17 protein-coding genes are annotated in these 16,153 nt (G+C 53.6%); 7 read left to right on the forward strand and 10 right to left on the reverse strand.

The window, feature by feature from the left end; genetic code table 11:
- Nucleotides 1–9: 9 nt before the first annotated feature.
- Both aroC and prmB read right to left on the reverse strand, forming a co-directional pair.
- The gene (gene aroC, locus AS19_RS07620; RefSeq protein WP_011588754.1) at nt 10–1,101 is read right to left on the reverse strand and encodes a chorismate synthase; all 1,092 of its coding nucleotides are present in this window, start codon (nt 1,099–1,101) and stop codon (nt 10–12) included.
- 112 nt (nt 1,102–1,213) lie between these two features.
- Nucleotides 1,214–2,134: a 50S ribosomal protein L3 N(5)-glutamine methyltransferase gene (gene prmB / locus AS19_RS07625; protein WP_011588755.1), complete on the reverse strand. Its 921-nt coding sequence runs from the start codon at nt 2,132–2,134 to the stop codon at nt 1,214–1,216.
- A 350-nt stretch (nt 2,135–2,484) separates the two neighbouring features.
- On the opposite strand from prmB, the gene AS19_RS07630 reads away from it, so the two are divergent.
- The 4 genes from AS19_RS07630 to AS19_RS07645 all read left to right on the forward strand — a co-directional run bounded on the left by AS19_RS07630 (nt 2,485) and on the right by AS19_RS07645 (nt 6,469).
- Nucleotides 2,485–2,964 (forward strand): EVE domain-containing protein, encoded by a 480-nt coding sequence (locus AS19_RS07630; protein ID WP_011588756.1) that lies wholly within the window; start codon nt 2,485–2,487, stop codon nt 2,962–2,964.
- 151 nt (nt 2,965–3,115) lie between these two features.
- Nucleotides 3,116–4,426 (forward strand): ammonium transporter, encoded by a 1,311-nt coding sequence (locus AS19_RS07635; RefSeq protein ID WP_046961886.1) that lies wholly within the window; start codon nt 3,116–3,118, stop codon nt 4,424–4,426.
- Entirely contained in the window at nt 4,423–5,055 is a 633-nt protein-coding gene (locus tag AS19_RS07640) for a hypothetical protein (RefSeq protein ID WP_011588758.1), read from the forward strand. The genes AS19_RS07635 and AS19_RS07640 overlap by 4 nt, the downstream gene beginning before the upstream one ends.
- Before the next feature lie 76 nt (nt 5,056–5,131).
- The gene (locus AS19_RS07645) at nt 5,132–6,469 is read left to right on the forward strand and encodes a dicarboxylate/amino acid:cation symporter (RefSeq protein WP_231860740.1); all 1,338 of its coding nucleotides are present in this window, start codon (nt 5,132–5,134) and stop codon (nt 6,467–6,469) included.
- On the opposite strand, the gene AS19_RS07650 is transcribed toward AS19_RS07645, so the two are convergent.
- Entirely contained in the window at nt 6,466–6,675 is a 210-nt protein-coding gene (locus tag AS19_RS07650) for a hypothetical protein (RefSeq protein ID WP_041704956.1), read from the reverse strand. The two genes, AS19_RS07645 and AS19_RS07650, sit on opposite strands and share 4 nt — an antisense overlap.
- Before the next feature lie 112 nt (nt 6,676–6,787).
- On the opposite strand from AS19_RS07650, the gene AS19_RS07655 reads away from it, so the two are divergent.
- A complete protein-coding gene (locus AS19_RS07655; protein WP_046961888.1) occupies nt 6,788–7,612 on the forward strand; it encodes an SDR family NAD(P)-dependent oxidoreductase in 825 nt (274 codons plus the stop codon).
- Between the two features lie 57 nt (nt 7,613–7,669).
- On the opposite strand, the gene AS19_RS07660 is transcribed toward AS19_RS07655, so the two are convergent.
- The 5 genes from AS19_RS07660 to AS19_RS07680 form a co-directional block, all read right to left on the reverse strand.
- Nucleotides 7,670–8,176, reverse strand: coding sequence for a DUF2505 domain-containing protein (locus AS19_RS07660; protein ID WP_011588761.1), 507 nt, complete (start codon nt 8,174–8,176; stop codon nt 7,670–7,672).
- The gene (locus AS19_RS07665; protein ID WP_046961889.1) at nt 8,173–9,261 is read right to left on the reverse strand and encodes a diguanylate cyclase domain-containing protein; all 1,089 of its coding nucleotides are present in this window, start codon (nt 9,259–9,261) and stop codon (nt 8,173–8,175) included. Before AS19_RS07665 ends, AS19_RS07660 begins: the two co-directional genes overlap by 4 nt.
- Before the next feature lie 415 nt (nt 9,262–9,676).
- The gene (locus tag AS19_RS07670) at nt 9,677–10,138 is read right to left on the reverse strand and encodes a MaoC family dehydratase (RefSeq protein WP_011588763.1); all 462 of its coding nucleotides are present in this window, start codon (nt 10,136–10,138) and stop codon (nt 9,677–9,679) included.
- Between the two features lie 108 nt (nt 10,139–10,246).
- The gene (locus AS19_RS07675) at nt 10,247–11,134 is read right to left on the reverse strand and encodes an alpha/beta fold hydrolase (protein WP_052753746.1); all 888 of its coding nucleotides are present in this window, start codon (nt 11,132–11,134) and stop codon (nt 10,247–10,249) included.
- 3 nt (nt 11,135–11,137) lie between these two features.
- Nucleotides 11,138–11,944: an alpha/beta fold hydrolase gene (locus AS19_RS07680; RefSeq protein WP_046961890.1), complete on the reverse strand. Its 807-nt coding sequence runs from the start codon at nt 11,942–11,944 to the stop codon at nt 11,138–11,140.
- A 340-nt stretch (nt 11,945–12,284) separates the two neighbouring features.
- Between AS19_RS07680 and xthA the strand changes: the two genes are divergently transcribed.
- Together xthA and AS19_RS07690 are read left to right on the forward strand one after the other, a co-directional pair.
- Nucleotides 12,285–13,100, forward strand: a complete 816-nt coding sequence (gene xthA, locus AS19_RS07685; protein ID WP_046961891.1) for an exodeoxyribonuclease III — start codon at nt 12,285–12,287, stop codon at nt 13,098–13,100.
- 12 nt (nt 13,101–13,112) lie between these two features.
- Nucleotides 13,113–14,141, forward strand: coding sequence for an ion transporter (locus AS19_RS07690; protein WP_046961892.1), 1,029 nt, complete (start codon nt 13,113–13,115; stop codon nt 14,139–14,141).
- 440 nt (nt 14,142–14,581) lie between these two features.
- Here the strand turns inward: AS19_RS07690 and AS19_RS07695 are convergent, their stop codons facing one another.
- Nucleotides 14,582–15,058, reverse strand: a complete 477-nt coding sequence (locus AS19_RS07695; RefSeq protein ID WP_011588768.1) for a histidine phosphatase family protein — start codon at nt 15,056–15,058, stop codon at nt 14,582–14,584.
- Nucleotides 15,055–16,086, reverse strand: a complete 1,032-nt coding sequence (locus tag AS19_RS07700) for an NAD(P)H-dependent glycerol-3-phosphate dehydrogenase (RefSeq protein WP_011588769.1) — start codon at nt 16,084–16,086, stop codon at nt 15,055–15,057. Before AS19_RS07700 ends, AS19_RS07695 begins: the two co-directional genes overlap by 4 nt.
- Between the last annotated feature and the right edge of the window lie 67 nt (nt 16,087–16,153).

Below are 16,153 nucleotides of genomic sequence, written 5' to 3' on the forward strand. Positions count from 1 at the left end.
AAACGTTCTTCACCCTGGAATCGGCGGGAAAGGGGGCACTACGTCGGCATTCTGGCCACGGTGGCGCAGGTAATGGTCCAACAGCACGATGGCCAGCATGGCCTCAGCAATGGGCGTTGCTCGCACACCCACACAAGGATCATGGCGCCCTTTGGTTACCACCTCGGCCGCTTCACCATTCAAACCGATACTCTTGCCCGCAATTAGAATACTGGAGGTCGGTTTGAGAGCCATAGCGACACGCATCGTCTGCCCGGAGCTAATCCCGCCCAGCACGCCACCGGAATGATTACTTAGAAAGCCTTGCGGTGTCATCTCATCACGGTGCTGCTCGCCGCGCTGGTTCACAACAGCAAAGCCATCACCGATTTCCACGCCTTTCACCGCGTTAATGGACATCATCGCCTTGGCCAGATCCGCATCAATACGGTCGAACACCGGCTCACCCCAGCCTGGGGGAACGCCGTCGGCAAACACTTCCACCCGCGCACCAATGGAAGAGCCGTCCTTGCGCAGGGCATTAATCAGATCTTCCAGCGCCGGCACCTTGCTTTCATCCGGAAAAAAGAACGGATTATTATTTACCGTCGACCAGTCAAGAGACTCCGCTTTCACATCACCGATCTGGGTGCAGCCGCCATAAATCCGAATTCCCAGCCTCTGTTCCAGAAACTTTCGTGCAATAGCGCCGCCCGCCACACGCATGGCGGTTTCCCGAGCAGAAGAGCGCCCACCACCTCGGTAATCACGGAAACCGTATTTCTGGGTGTAGGTGTAATCCGCATGCCCGGGGCGGAAAGTGCCAGCAATATTGGAGTAATCCTTGGACTTCTGGTCGGTATTCTCAATCAGCAGGCCGATAGTGGTGCCGGTGGTTTTGCCTTCAAATACCCCGGAGAGAATCTTCACCTGATCCGGCTCACGGCGCTGGGTGGTATAGCGGCTGGTACCGGGTTTGCGCCGATCCAGCTCCACCTGCAAGTCTTCCTCACTAATTTCCAGGCCGGGGGGGCAGCCGTCCACGATGGCACCCAGGGCCGGGCCATGACTTTCACCAAAGGTGGTGATTTTGAAACGCTCGCCGAAACTATTGCCTGCCATGGGCTCCTCAAATGCTCTGCTGTAGGGCGGAAATATCGGTATCTCCGCTGTGACTCTGCGCCCTAACGTCCCGACAATACCCAACTGTGATCATCGCGGGGGGCAAGGGTTCTTAAAAATGTTCGCGGTATTCTAGCAGCTGTTGGCGGCTAAGCATGAATACCCCGTGCCCGCCCCGCTCAAACTCGAACCAGAAAAACGGCACCTGAGGCCATTCCTGCAACATGGCCTCCCAGCTATTGCCCACTTCCACAATCAGCACGCCCTCTTCGCTGAGCTGATCAGGCGCATCCAGCAACAGCCGGCGAGTGAAGTCGAGCCCATCATTGCCCGAGGCCAGTGCCAGCTCCGGCTCATGGCGGTACTCGTCCGGCAGGCTCGCCATATCCTGTGCGTCCACGTAGGGTGGGTTAGAAACGATCAAGTCATAAGGCCCATCAACGGCGGCCAGGCCATCGGACTGTAGTGCCCTGACCTGCTCACCGAGACCATGACGCTCGATGTTCTCTTTGCAGACAGCTAGCGCATCCGCACAGATATCACTGCCATCCACCCGTGCATGCTCAAAGGCGTAAGCACAGGCAATGGCAATGCAACCACTGCCGGTGCACAAATCCAACACCCGATGCACCTGCTCCGGATCCACCCAAGGAGCAAAGGACTGCTCGATCAGCTCGGCCAGGGGCGAGCGCGGAATCAGCACACGCTCATCCACATAAAACGGCAGGCCACAGAACCAAGCTTCGTGGGTCAGATATGGCACAGGAACCCGATGATTGACACGCTGCACCAACTGGCTCACATAGCCACTGACTTCTAAGGGCAATAAACGGGCATCAAGCACCCGAGGGTCACTGTTCAGCGGTAGCGCCAGCTGGTGCATCAACAAGGCGAGCGCCTCATCCCAAGGATCATCATTACCGTGACCGAAGAACACCTCCCCGCTGCGCAACATGCTTTCCCCGAAACGCAGGCAATCGCGCACGGTTTGCAGGGTGGCAATCGCTTCATTCTGTTGCTGCGAACTGATCACGCATCCATCTCCACCGGCAGGCCAGCCGATTATCTGGTTAATGCTTATCGGCCGCCAATAAAAAGAAGCGCTGAAGATTAGCACAGAATCACTTATAAAAGCCTGCCACGCTTACAGCAAAAAGACCGCCACCAGCGTGACTACGATAATGTTGTATGCCCCCCCTTTACTTCGTCCTGCCGTGAAGGTTTCGCCCAAATCACTCAAATCAAAGCCATTGTGCTGGAAGCACACTCAACCGAACCTTTCACAATATGGCTACTAAAGCTTAACAAACCGACCTTCTCGGTTTACATTTGCGACACCATAGCCCAGGCCAAGGAGTGCCTGCTTAAACAGCACCTACAGGAGTGAGCCCCATCTGGCTATTAAAAACAGAACCTGACGCGTTCAGCATCGATGATCTGCGCGACAGCAAAAACGCCACTAGCGGCTGGGACGGGGTACGCAACTATCAGGCCCGTAACCGCCTACGCGATGAGATGAAGGCCGGCGATACCGTGCTGATCTATCACTCCAGTTGCGCAGTCCCGGCCATTGTTGGTGAAGCCGTCGTTACCAGCGACCCTTACCCAGATCCAACCCAATTTGACCCTGCTAGCGATGGCTATGATGCACGTAGCCGCCAGGATCATCCCCGCTGGTACCAGGCTGACGTACAGTATGTCTGCCACTACCCGCACCCCCTGACACTCAAACAGATACAGCACCATCCAGAGTTTGCGGACATGGAACTGGTTGTGCGGCCTCGCCTATCGGTGCAAAAAGTCTCCGAACGCCAGCTCCAGTTGATTCGACAGATGTGCCAGCTCGTTAGCGCCACCGCATAGAACGCGGAGCGCACCACCTCCATTTGCGCGCACCAAAATGGCGCACAAACTAATGATAAAGAAGTAGAGGAGCCACCCCCAACCGCCCGACATTCTGGCGCAGAGATTGCATACCTGCTTCATTAACCAATAATGAATAGGGTTCATAACCATGCCTCTGCGACGCCACCACTGGGCTTCTCTGCTGTTTATTCCCCAGTTTGCCAATGCGGACACTCTCACCGCTACTGATACTGTGTGGATTGCCATCGCCGCGGCGCTGGTTTTTTTCATGCAGGCGGGGTTTGCACTGCTCGAAAGCGGCTTGAGCCGAGCGAAAAACTCCCTGAATGTAGTGATGAAAAACTATATGGATCTGTGCGTCGGCACTCTGGTTTTCTGGGCCGTCGGTTTTGGGTTGATGTTCGGCACCAGCAGCAATGGCTGGTTCGGACAGGATCAGTTCATGCTGAACCACGCAGATAGCAGCACCTGGGCTATGCTCCTGTTCCAGATTATGTTTGCGGCCACGGCCGCTACTATCGCCTCCGGCGCAATGGCAGAACGAACACGCTACGCAGGTTACCTGTGTGGCGCGGTGTTCATTACTGGGGTTATCTATCCATTGTTTGGCAACTGGGCATGGAACGATAATGGCTGGTTGGCACAAATGGGCTTTATTGATTTCGCTGGCTCTACTGTGGTTCATAGTATTGGCGGCTGGTGCGCCTTGGCCGGCATCATGGTAGTCGGTCCCCGCCTGGGCCGTTTCGATAGCCAAGGTACCCCACGCAGCATCCCTGGACACAACCTTTCCTACGTAGCACTGGGTGGCTTCATTCTTTGGTTCGGCTGGTTTGGTTTTAATGGCGGCTCAACCCTGTCGGCCAGCGTAGACATTGCCAAAGTGAACCTGAACACCCAACTTGCCGCTGCCGCCGGAGCCGTCGGCAGTGTTATCTTCCGTATGGCCAAGCGTCACCCGATCTTGCTCACGGAAACAGTGAATGGCAGCTTGGCCGGACTGGTCGCCGTCACCGCCGGCTGTGACGTCATGACCCCTAGCTTTGCCATTGTCACCGGCGTGGTTGCCGGCGCACTAGCCGCCTTCGGGGCTCGCATTCTGCTCGCCTTTCGACTGGATGATGTAGTGGGCGCGGTACCCGTTCACGCCTTTGCCGGTGCGTGGGGCACCCTGGCCGCCGGACTGTTTTACGACGGCGATCTGTTCAATAGCCAGCGTGTGATGGTGCAACTACTGGGAGTGGTCGTGGCATTTGGCTGGGCATTCTTTACCGCATTAATCATGTACATGCTGGTGTCTATTTTAGCCGGGCTGAGGGCGCCCGCACTGCACGAACAGCGAGGGCTAGATCTCAGCGAACATGCTGAAATCGGCTATCCTGAATTCCCCCAAAACACCCTATACAGCAGCGAAAATTATAGCGCAGAGAGGGCAAGCCGTCAGGAGCCGCGGCCATGAACTTCGTGCCCATAGAGCAAAGTGTTCAGCGTCGACGGCGAGCCGTCATTACTGGCCTAACACCATATATGAATGAACCCGTGTTACGGGAAGCGATTAGCCACTGGCAACAGCATTATTCGCAGCGCCCAAGTTTTTCACTGCAAGGGTTTGTGAGTGATCTATGCCGCCTGTTCGATCTCAATGAGCGTAGGCATCACATTCATATGAGTTTGGTACAAGCCATGACGCTTTCCGACAGTGAACTGGCCGCTGACCCTCTGGCCATTAGTGACAAGAATCTCACCGACACCCACCCTTATACTTATGCCTTCCAGCTTCTGCTTCAAGCGCTTTGGCTGAGACTTGGCAAACCGACAGCCCGCCAATTGAAGGTGGATCAAGGGACGCAATTGCGACAGGCCAGTGTTAGCACAGAAACTCGGCTCACTATGGAATACTGGCTACAAGCACCGGACAAACCGCTAAGCCCCCTGCCACTGCCCAGCCTGCGCGATCAATTGAATCGTACCTACGTACTGCTATGCCAGCGGCTGGGGCCAGTGGAGGCTGACCGTCAGCTCAAGGGCGCCTACCAGACAACCTTACTCCAGCTTGATAACCCCGAAGGGCTGCAGGCACTGATGTAGACTTACTCTCTGTTACACAGCACAGGATCAGGTACTCTCAGAAGTTGAAGAGACCGAGGTTCGCACCACAGGGGAAATGATGAAATTACATCACCAGATATTTTTTGCCATGCTGGCCGGCACTCTGGCCGGCAGTTTTACTGCGGAATCCAGCACCCTCTTGGGAATGCCGATTATCAGCGGTTACGATCTGGTGGGCAGCCTGTTCATCAATGCACTGAAGATGGTGGTCATTCCGTTAATCGTTACCGCCATTATCAACGGCATGGTGGGCGTTGGCGATGACGAAAACCTGGGACGAATGGGTTTGAAAACCGTCGTCCTATACATGAGCACAACCCTGGTGGCGGTGCTAATCGGGCTGGTCGCAGTGAATCTATTCACTCCCGGAATCATCAATGGTCAGCCCGCCCGAGATCTACTAGGCTTGGCCACAGAAACCCAGGACGCCCTAGCTAAAATCGACGGCCGAGGCGTCGGTGATTTCACCGAGATCCTACTCCAGATGCTTCCCCCCAATCTGATCGCCGCTGCCGCCAACGGGCAAATGCTCGGGCTGATCGTCTTTTCGCTGCTGTTTGGGTTTTTTCTGCGCACCGAGCGCTCATCGTCTGGCCAGAGTCTGCGCAATATCATCGACGGGATCTACCAGGTGGTCATGAAAATCACCATGCTGGTGATCCGTTTTACCCCGCTAGGAGTATTCGCTCTTATTGCCGCCACCGTGACTCGCACTGGCATGGATGCCATCGAACCGCTTGCCTGGTTCTTTCTTACGGTACTGGTAGCCCTGGCTCTGCATGCTTTCGTGTTCATGCCGCTGCTGATCGTGCTAGCCGCGAAACGCTCCCCTCTTCGCCATATTCAAGCCATGACGCCAGCGCTGCTCACGGCATTCTCCTCGGCCAGTTCAGCAGCAACGTTGCCGCTGTCTATGGAATGTGTACAGAAACGCTCCGGCGTATCAACCCGCACCAGCAGCTTCGTGCTGCCTCTGGGGGCCACCGTCAATATGGATGGCACCGCCCTATATGAATGTGTAGCAGCCATGTTTATTGCCCAGGCTTACGGTATGGATCTGTCTCTGGCCACCCAGTTCATGATCGTGATTACCGCCCTGCTTACATCAATCGGCGTAGCCAGTATTCCAGCTGCCTCCTTAGTGGCCATCACCGTGATCCTTGGCGCTATCGGCCTGCCAGCCGAAGCCATCGGACTGATTCTGGTAACGGATCGTGTGCTGGATATGTGCCGCACCGCCGTCAACGTCTGGGGAGATAGTGTGGTAACCGTGGTGCTCGCCCGTAGCGAGGGGGAAGAAACGGTGTTGTCGCTACCGGTTTCCAAGATGGAGAAGGTAACGACAACAGACGTACATTCAACTGGTGATGCAACTGTTAACGAACACTCTTAGAATGCGTCGGGAGCGCCGCTACTCTCCCAATCGCGCTTAATGGTAACGGCTGCGCTGGCGATAACAGGCACCATGCAGACAAACGCCAACAAAGCCCAGAACAGGTTGTCGCCATTATTTTCCACGGCCACCACGATGAGAATCGTTACCGCTACAGCAACAATCAAAGCCAGGATATCCTTAAACAAACGCGAGAATAAAGTCATAACAATTGCTCCCTCAAATTCCTTTAGTGAACACATGTTAACTTTTCATTCCTGAAAGTCAACACTTGTTCACAAGGATATTTTTTCTACCGTTATTACATTTGGAGTCACGTTGAAACAATCCCCAACCCTGCTGATTACCCGAGGCTGCACACCGTTAGGTCTGGCTCTAGCACAGGCTGCTGCCGGGCACTATCGGATTGCGATCGCCAGCGACGATACCCATACCGGTAACGCACTGTGCCGCCGCTTGCATGAAGACGGTCATGAAGCTCTATTTATCGAGACAATAGCGGGTGAAGTGAGGGACATTCAGCGAGCCGTCAACCGGGTTCTAAGTCGCTGGCAGCAGCTGGATGTGGTGGTTAATTTACCCGGAAATATGCTGGTGGGGCCTTTTGAAGCGGCGCAGACTCAGCAATGGCAAACGCTGGCCAGCCAACAGTTGATGCAAGTAGTAAACAGCAGTCAGAGCGCGCTAACTGCTATGAAAAAACAAGGATATGGGAGCATTATTAATGTGGTGCCCGATTGCGGCCTACTCCCCGGGCCACTCACCTCCGCAAGCAGTGCGACCTATGCGGCCATCATCGCCCTGACCGAAAGCCTAAATAGCGAGCTGGCCAACAGCCCAGTGAACGCCCGGGCAGTTGCCCTACCACTCTACCAGGAACAAGCTGAACAATTGGATGCTACCGATCCGCTCAGCCAAGCCCGCTACAAACGTAAAACCCGTGACAGTTTAAATACTGCGGCTTCACTGAGCGGTGATATTCTGGCTATGCTAAAAACACCTGAGGCCACCGCCCTGCATACGCCCTGCGCATCCACACGGGCACAATGGAGATTGAAGCGTTGGTTCACAAAGCGATGGGACAAAAAAATGCAGCAACGAGGACGTCGCTACCGCCGTAAGGGAACCGGGGAGTCTTCTTAGCAGACCCTTGGAAGCCTGCTAAGCCGCTAAGGTAACTATCGCTTAAAATTACAACACTCAGCAGAACGTTTCTACATAGCGTAGTGTATCGCGGTAATCACTCGCCAGAGCATTATCAATTTTGGGTGCCACCAATGACACTAATTTTTTTCCAACCAACGGCACGGAACTGCTGATCTCCACCTCCGTGTGTTGAATCGCTTCGTTTTCATCTCCGGTCAGCACCATAACACCGCCAATTTTTATGGGCACATTGCCTAACTCAAACCGGTATTGGGCCTGATATCGCCCTGCTATGGGAGGGGGCGTCCACAAAAATTCTGTCAGCAAATCAGCGCTTTCTGGTAAGAAACGACGGGCCATGGATGGCACTTTGTCAGTGCTGATAGCAATTGGCTGTATTAATTGAATCAACATTCCCCGTGATGTGTCTTCAAAGGCGCCAAAACGATAATTATCCACCTTGCTCCATTCATAGCGGGTTTCGTAGAACGCCTTGCTTGTCAGTACTTCATAAAGCCGATTCACACTGATGGGATACTGGCGATCAACCATAACTTTCATACTGCCTCCTGATCTGACGCTGAGCGCTTCATCAGTTCTAGTAACGGTGCCAACTGACGTTCCAAGTCCGGCAATGCGCTAACCACTGCCCGAGGTTTCCCGGCACGTAGCAGCACCAGTGCCTGCTCAATCGTTAATATGGGTGCAGATTCATCTACCGACAAGGTAGTATCTGCATCATCACTTAATACGGTACCTGGCCCCAACTTTCTAGCCTGCTTTAACTGCTCCTCCAACGCCAGTTGTACCTGACGCGGCGCCAATCCCGCATGCACAGCCGGGGTATGGATAATGACCGTCAGCGGCAACCGCTGCACCTTGCCCCGAAACTGGAAGGCCAGCCTCTCGCTGACTTTCAATGCTCGCTCCACAAATCGCTTGGCGCCATTTGGCCCAGCGCTGGGTAACAACACGGTAAATTGCGCCACGCTGCTACGTGCCAGAGAGTCTTCCTTACGAATCACCCCACGCAGGGACTGAGCCAACTTCAAAAGCACCATATCCGTGCGCTTTTTACCCAGCTGAACGAAAAGTTGATTGAATTGGCAAATCTCCAGCTGCACGACTGACAGCCTGTACTGCTGGCGGGCAGCCAATGCCAGCTCCTGGCGCAGTCGATGTACTAGGTAACGGCGATTGCCCAACCGGGTTAGCGGGTCAATCATCGCCTGTTTGGCGAATTCCTTGCGCTCATTTTGGTAGTTGGCGTGGGCTCTGGCACGAGCTAACAAGTCAGTGGAATTAAACGGTTTACTGATGAAATCCGTGCCGCCCAGCCGTAGGGCTTCAGCCCGAGCTTCATCATCATTCTCTGCACCGGTAACAATAATAACCGGCAATCCAGCAACGCCTTCATCCTCGCTGGTGCGGACTTTTTTCAGCAACGCGAAACCATCCATTTCCGGCATGGCCAGATCAGAAAAAACCACGCTGATGGACGGGTTGTGACATACCATGGTCCAAGCTTGGAGACCATTTTCTGCCACCTCGACTCGAAACTCTCTACCGAGCATCTTGTCAGCCGCAAGGCGCATTACCTTAGAATCATCCACAAACAACAGTGAGGGTTTGGACGCCTTATCCATTATGACCTATTCCTTTCCCAGAAGCCCCAGCGCACCTGTGCTCAGGGCACATCCAAGCATTTAGTCACAAAGCCAAGACCGACGCTGGCAAAACCCACGCGCATAATGGTAGGTAAATAGTGTTTTTTCAGTAAGTGCTTAGGTCGAACCGCCATGCAAAACGCCCTGTCATTAATACCAAAACAGCGGCAATAGCTTTCCCGAACAGCACATAATCTAAGGCTCATTAGCATGCGACGGCTGATGAATTTACGGGTCATCAGCCTTGCTAGTTTGCAGCAACAATAGCAGGAAAATATCAAAGGCACGTTATTGAGGCGACACACTCACAAAAAGAAGCGTTGCGGTCAGGCGTAAACCAGACCGCAAGAGATTTGAAATCAAGTAACCCAAAGCGAATACCATGACAACTAGACTAGACGAAATACATCAGCAACCACTCTGCGGCCAGCGCTGGTTTTTCTTCGCCTTCAATTTCAACGGTAAACGCAAACTTGAGCAACCACTGCCCTTCGCGTTTCTCAGAGACGTCCAGCAAGGTTGCCAAGGCACGAATCCGCTTACCCTCTTTCACGGGCGCCATAAAGCGTAGCTTGTCGAAGCCATAATTCATGCCCATTTTCATGCCCTTGGGCATTAGAAAATCGTCAATGGACGCTTGCAAGTAGGGCAATAAAGACAGAGTCAGGTAGCCATGAGCAATAGTGGTACCGAAGGGAGTATTCTTGGCCTGCTCCGCATCAACATGAATGAACTGATGATCTAAAGTCGCATCCGCGAATGCATTAATCCGCTCCTGATCGATCTGAAACCAATCCGACGCACCCAATTCCTTGCCGACATAATCCACTAATGATGTAGCTTCGATCACTTTCATGGCACCGCTCTCCTGGGGCTGTCACCGTTTTCTTTTGAGGATAACGACACAGCCCCCCAGCACCATGACCGATTAAAACCATATGCATACATGTACTGGTGGTTTTGGTCAGTCATCGCCAGCCCTTGAAAGAAGGTCATCGGTCTCACCCAGAAACGTATTTATGCTGGCTGCAACACTTTGCGGCTCCTCCATGTGCAAATGATGGCGCCCAGGCAAACGTACAATGGTGGCACCACTCAGCCAGCCCAGTCGATGGTCAAACATACCGTTACCGCCCATGCCCTGCTCACCAATAATAAGGCATACCGGAGCCTTTATCGCACGGACAAAGCCTTCCACCTGTTCTTCAGTAAGGCGTAGAAACGAGGTCAGCCGTAAGCGGCTGTCTGCGCGCCAGGTCCAGCCACCTTCCACGGGCATTAAGCCTCGATCGCTCAAAAGCGCGGAGGCTTTATGGTTCAACCCACCAAACCCTTTTGTACGTGCATCAATCGCATCCTCTACATGGGCGTAAACCGGTTTACGCTTTCCAGCCAAGGATGCAGAATCATCCAGGGCTTTACGAAGATTGCTGGCCACATCCTTGCCATCAGTACTCGGTGGCCCCAACCCTTCTATCAACACTACCCGTGATACTCGCTCAGGGCAGGCAGCGGCGAACAGACAGGCAATCCCTGCGCCCATGGAGTGTCCCATCAAGGTAAAACGCGTCCACCCTAATTGGTCGACCACCGCCAGTACATCCCGTACATGATCCACCAGATGGGTAACCACGCCACAAGGGCGATGGTCGGAATGGCCGTGGCCGGAAAAATCCATGGCCAGCAACGGTCGTTGAATAAAGCGGGACAACGGCGCAAATGACGCGGCATTATCCAACCAGCCATGCAAGGCCAAGATAGGTTCTGCGTCATTTCTATCAACCTCTCCAGGCCATTGCAGCGCGCTAATCGTCTGCCCGTAGACACTGAACTTTCTTTCTATCGCATCCATGATTCAGCGTTTTTTAGATTGCAATTCATTCAGTAACTCACGGAACAACTCCAGCGTTTTTTCTGGCTTTTCCAGTGGGTACATGTGCGAGCCTTCTGCAATACGATGAAGCATGCCGTGACGCTTCGCATGGCGTTTTCCGCAGTCATGAAAAGGAGAAGGAGAATCTTTACCCGTGACGATAGCCCCTGGGACTTGTAACCGAGGCATGCGAGTAACATTGGTGGGGGTATGACGGAAAATATCCACTTCAACTTGCGGCCGAAACCGCAATCGCCATCCCCCTTCCCATGACTCAACACCCGCGTTCAAATAATCAGACAAGCAGCGAGGATCAAATGTCTTGAACAAGCCTCGTGAAGAAAAATAGCTCACCACAGAATCCCAATCCGGCCAGTAATCAAGACGCCCAAGGCTTTTCCCTGCCGGGGTGACTTTATCAATCTGCCTAGTGAGTTTCGCTGCGTGAATCAGTAATCCGGGCAGTCCATTCATCACTGGTGGATCCAGCATAATCAAACTTGAAAACCAGTCTGGGCGACGTTGTGCCACCAGATACATCAACACCGACCCCAATGAATGCCCAGCCCCCACAATAGGCTTAGGCAATGGTGCCAGTTGTGCTTCCAACTCTAGGCTAAGACTGTGCCAGCCACTATCCACAGGAAAAGCTGGATCATGCCCGGCACGGTCCAGTATTACCAATTCATATTCAGCAGCCAGCGGTGCAAGAAAGGTGTCGTAACTATGGCCAGGTATGCCATTGGCATGTGCGAAGGCAAGGACCTGACGACCTGATTGTTCAGGCATGAAATCTCCAAATGGGCCAAGGCATCCGGCCCAAGCAAAAGGCACATCTTAACGGCACTAACAACAAGCACACCATGGCCGATAACGCCATACGTGACAGCACAGATGCATGCAGGCGTTACTAGATGCCCGTTTAAAGCTTTCGGCTGTCTTGGCATGGTTTGGCATAGAAAGTAATAGCAACCGCATGCAGAAACCTTGAGCGCCAGGATTTTGTCAGACATCAGACTCTCTGGACAAAAGCCTAAGGGGCTGGCTGGCACGCCAATCGTATCATTCTATCAAATCCGCGATGAACGACTTTTAAGGTAGTGTACAATGCGGGCACCAAGGAGGCGCTATGACCCTGATTTCATTCAACATCAATGGTATTCGTGCCCGTCTACATCAGCTCCAGGCGGTGATCGACAAATACCAACCCGCATTAATCGGCTTGCAGGAAACCAAGGTTCACGACCCGGATTTTCCAGAGCAGGCGGTTCGGGATATGGGCTACCATCCCTATTATTTTGGCCAGAAAGGCCACTATGGGGTGGCCCTGATTACCCGCGAACCTCTGGAATCAGTGCAGTATGGTTTCCCCACCGACGACGAAGACGCGCAGCGGCGCATGATTATCGGCACACTGAAACATAATGATGGTAGCCTAATCACAGTACTCAACGGCTACTTCCCTCAAGGGGAAAACCGCGGCCACCCGTTAAAGTTTCCTGCCAAGAAAAAATTCTACGAAGATCTGCAGCATTACCTGATCACCCACCATCAGCCCAGCGATCAAGTGGCGGTAATGGGGGACTTCAATATTTCATCTACAGATCTGGATATCGGCATTGGCGAGCCGAACCGCAAGCGCTGGCTGCGCGAAGGCAAAACCAGCTTCCTGCCTGAAGAAAGGGAATGGTGGGACCGCCTAGTAGGCTGGGGCCTGACTGACACCTTCCGACACCAGAATCCCACCACCGACGACGTGTTCTCCTGGTTTGACTATCGCTCCAAGGGCTTTGATCGTGAGCCACGCCGAGGCCTGCGCATTGATACCGTATTGGCTACTGAACCACTGATGGCCAAGCTGGACACCACCGGTGTGGATTATCAGATGCGCGCAATGGAAAAGCCCTCGGATCATTGTCCGGTCTGGGCACGTTTTAACGGCTGAGCAGGTTATTCCATGAAAGTCAGGCTGCACCCGGAAAAGTTAAAAGCGAACCTGGATACCATCGGTTTCATTATCGACCTGGCCATGATTGTGCTGGTGATCGCCAATTTGAGCCTAATCCTGTTTGACTGGCTGTTTCAGGTGCCACCTGTTCAGGATTTTCTTGCTTCGCTGGTACCGGCTTTCCACAACTTTTATCGCGACACCATTCATAGTGATTTTCTGTTCTACGACCTCTGCTTTGTGGCGGTCTACCTAACGGAATTCACCATTCGCTGGATTGTTGCTATTGCCCGACACACATACCATCGCTGGTTTTTCTATCCGTTTGCCCATTGGTATGACCTGCTCGGCTGTATTCCCGTGGGTAGCTTCCGCTGGCTGCGGATTCTGCGCGTTATCAGCCTATTAATACGTCTACAACGTATGGGCATCGTGGATCTATCTCAGACCTGGTTGGGGCAAACTATTCTCAAATACTACGGTATTGTTGTGGAGGAAATATCCGACCGTGTCGTCATCAACGTGCTGAGTGGCGCGCAGCGTGAAATCGGGGGTGGCAGCCCCCTGCTTCACCGTATTGAGTCCCAGGTCCTAGTACCCCGCAAAGAACAACTGGTTAGTTTTGTCGCCGCGCGCATTGCCAACGCAACCCAAAAAAGTCATGGCCAATACCGCGATCAATTAGCCGAATACTTCTCGCACCTGACAGACGAATCCCTAGTGCGCACCCAAGCCGGCCGACGTCTTGCCAGCATTCCCGTTGCGGGCCCCCGCGCCATCGCGCTACTTGGCGAGGCAGTACGCGAAACGGGTAGCGCCTTCGTGGATCAGCTGGTGGATGACCTGGCCTCCTCTGCCAACCGCCCCCAACTGGAGCAGTTATTACATGACTTGATTGACGCTGCGGGCGGCGAGGGCGAACAGCTGGATGCGTTGATTCGCGACACTTTGCTAGACGTTCTTGAGCAAGTTAAAAATCAGGTCGCTGTTCAGCAGTGGAAACTGGAAGAGCAAGACCCATCACTCAAAAGTTTATAACCCGTATAACATAGAGAAAGCGAGCAACACGAACCCCAACAGGAACAGCACCTACACCACCGGCAATGATGGCTCGAGCTTTCCCATTCCTAGGTTCTTCAGATAGGTTTCCCAAAAGCGGATTGCTCTTGACGTGGCACTAAATGCACATCGATTACCCAGTCGTGAGCGCATCCAGAGCCAAGCATTCTGCGGCCATAGAACGAACATAAAAAAAAACACCAACCAGTAGTTGGTGCTCAATTCGGCCTAAGCCGCACGGTGCAAGGAGACACCGTGCATCCCCCCTCAGGCGTCGTTCCGATGGCACTATTTACTGTTGAGGAGCCTGTCATGCGTTCTATGTGCCACCGAATTCAGGCTACGATAGTAAGCCCGGTCTGCAAAGCAAGCATCGGCGAATGGTACAGAACGGACTACCAAGGGTGCTGAAGGGCGGATTAACGGTTGGCGATCTCTTCGCCTGGGCTGCATAACCAAAGCAATTGCGCGCCGTCAGCGGCAGTAACATCCACATCAAAACAAGCCACGGTTCCCACATTGAAGCCCACCCGTTCCGACACACCCGTCCAGCTTGCCGTCAATTGCGACACCAGCGGCATATGGCTAACCAACACCGAGTCAGCCGCTGGCGGGTTGGCTAGCAACCAGTCAAACAGCGCTTTGGGGGGGCTATCCGGTGTTAGATAGGGGCACTCCTGCCGGGGCAAACCAGGGTATACCTGCGCAATACAATCCGCTGTCTGCTGAGCGCGCAGATACGGACTCACAATCAATCCGCTAATCTGAACACCCCGTTCCTGAAGCGATTGCCAGTGAGAAAGCAGTGCTGCCTGTCCAGCTTCTGTCAATGGTCTCAGGGCATCGGTCTCCGCCTGGGCAACCGCCTGACCATGCCGACTAAGATAGAGCTTCATGACGTAAACGCGCCCAACTGAAACTCCACATCATGTTTGTATTCGCCGCTCATCAGATTCTGGATCATCAGTTCCAGCGGTTGACCGTGATAGACAATTTTGTACAGTGCTGTGGCAAGCGGCATATACACATCCAACTCTGCCGCTTTATCCGCCACGAGCTTGATGGTGTTGATGCCCTCGGCTGTCTGGCCTAGGCATTCTATGGCTTGTTCCAAGGTTTTACCTTCACCAAGCTGAAAACCTACTTGGTAATTGCGTGACAGCGAAGACGTACAGGTGGCAATTAGGTCACCCACCCCGGACAAGCCTAAGAACGTCATGGGATTAGCGCCCAGCTTCACGGCAAAACGGCTCATTTCAGCCAACGCTCGAGTGATCAAAAAACTGCGGCTGTTTTCACCAACACCAATCGCCGCGGCCATGCCGGAAGCCACCGCATAAATATTCTTCAGGGCCCCGCCCAGTTCAACGCCATAGATATCCGGATTGTCATATACACGGAAATAGTCGCAGCTCAAGGCGTTTTGCACAGTCTGCCGTAACGTCTCATCCGGGCTGGCAATTACTGTACCAGTGAACTTCTGTTCAACCACTTCCTTGGCCAGGTTGGGCCCGCTTAACACGCCGATACGAGTATGCGGCCAATACTGATGCAATAGCTCGCTCATCAACAAGAAGCCATCCGCATAAATGCCCTTGGTACAACTGATCACCACGGCCTCATCAGGCACCCACTGACGGGCCTGTTCCAGTACCTCGGCAAAAGCCTTGCTCGGAATCGCCACAAATACCATGGAAGCACCGCCAAGCGCTTCTTCCAGGCTATCCGTGGCAGTCACCTCTTTCGGTAATTCTGCACCGGGGAGGTAGCGAGTATTTTCGCGATCAATATTGATTGCAGCGGCGGTTTCCGGGTCACGTACCCACAAGTTTACGTTGTGCCCATTGGCCGCCAGAATGCTGGCCATGGCGGTACCAAAACTGCCCCCACCCAGAATGGCGGCATTATGCTTTTCTTGCGTCATAGGAACGCCTTGTTTACGGCTTTCCGGCATCATAGGCGCCCTTGGAAGTCGAGACAACGGGAGCGTG

Source organism: Alcanivorax sp. NBRC 101098, assembly GCF_001010505.1.
In the GTDB taxonomy this organism is placed as follows: domain Bacteria; phylum Pseudomonadota; class Gammaproteobacteria; order Pseudomonadales; family Alcanivoracaceae; genus Alcanivorax; species Alcanivorax borkumensis.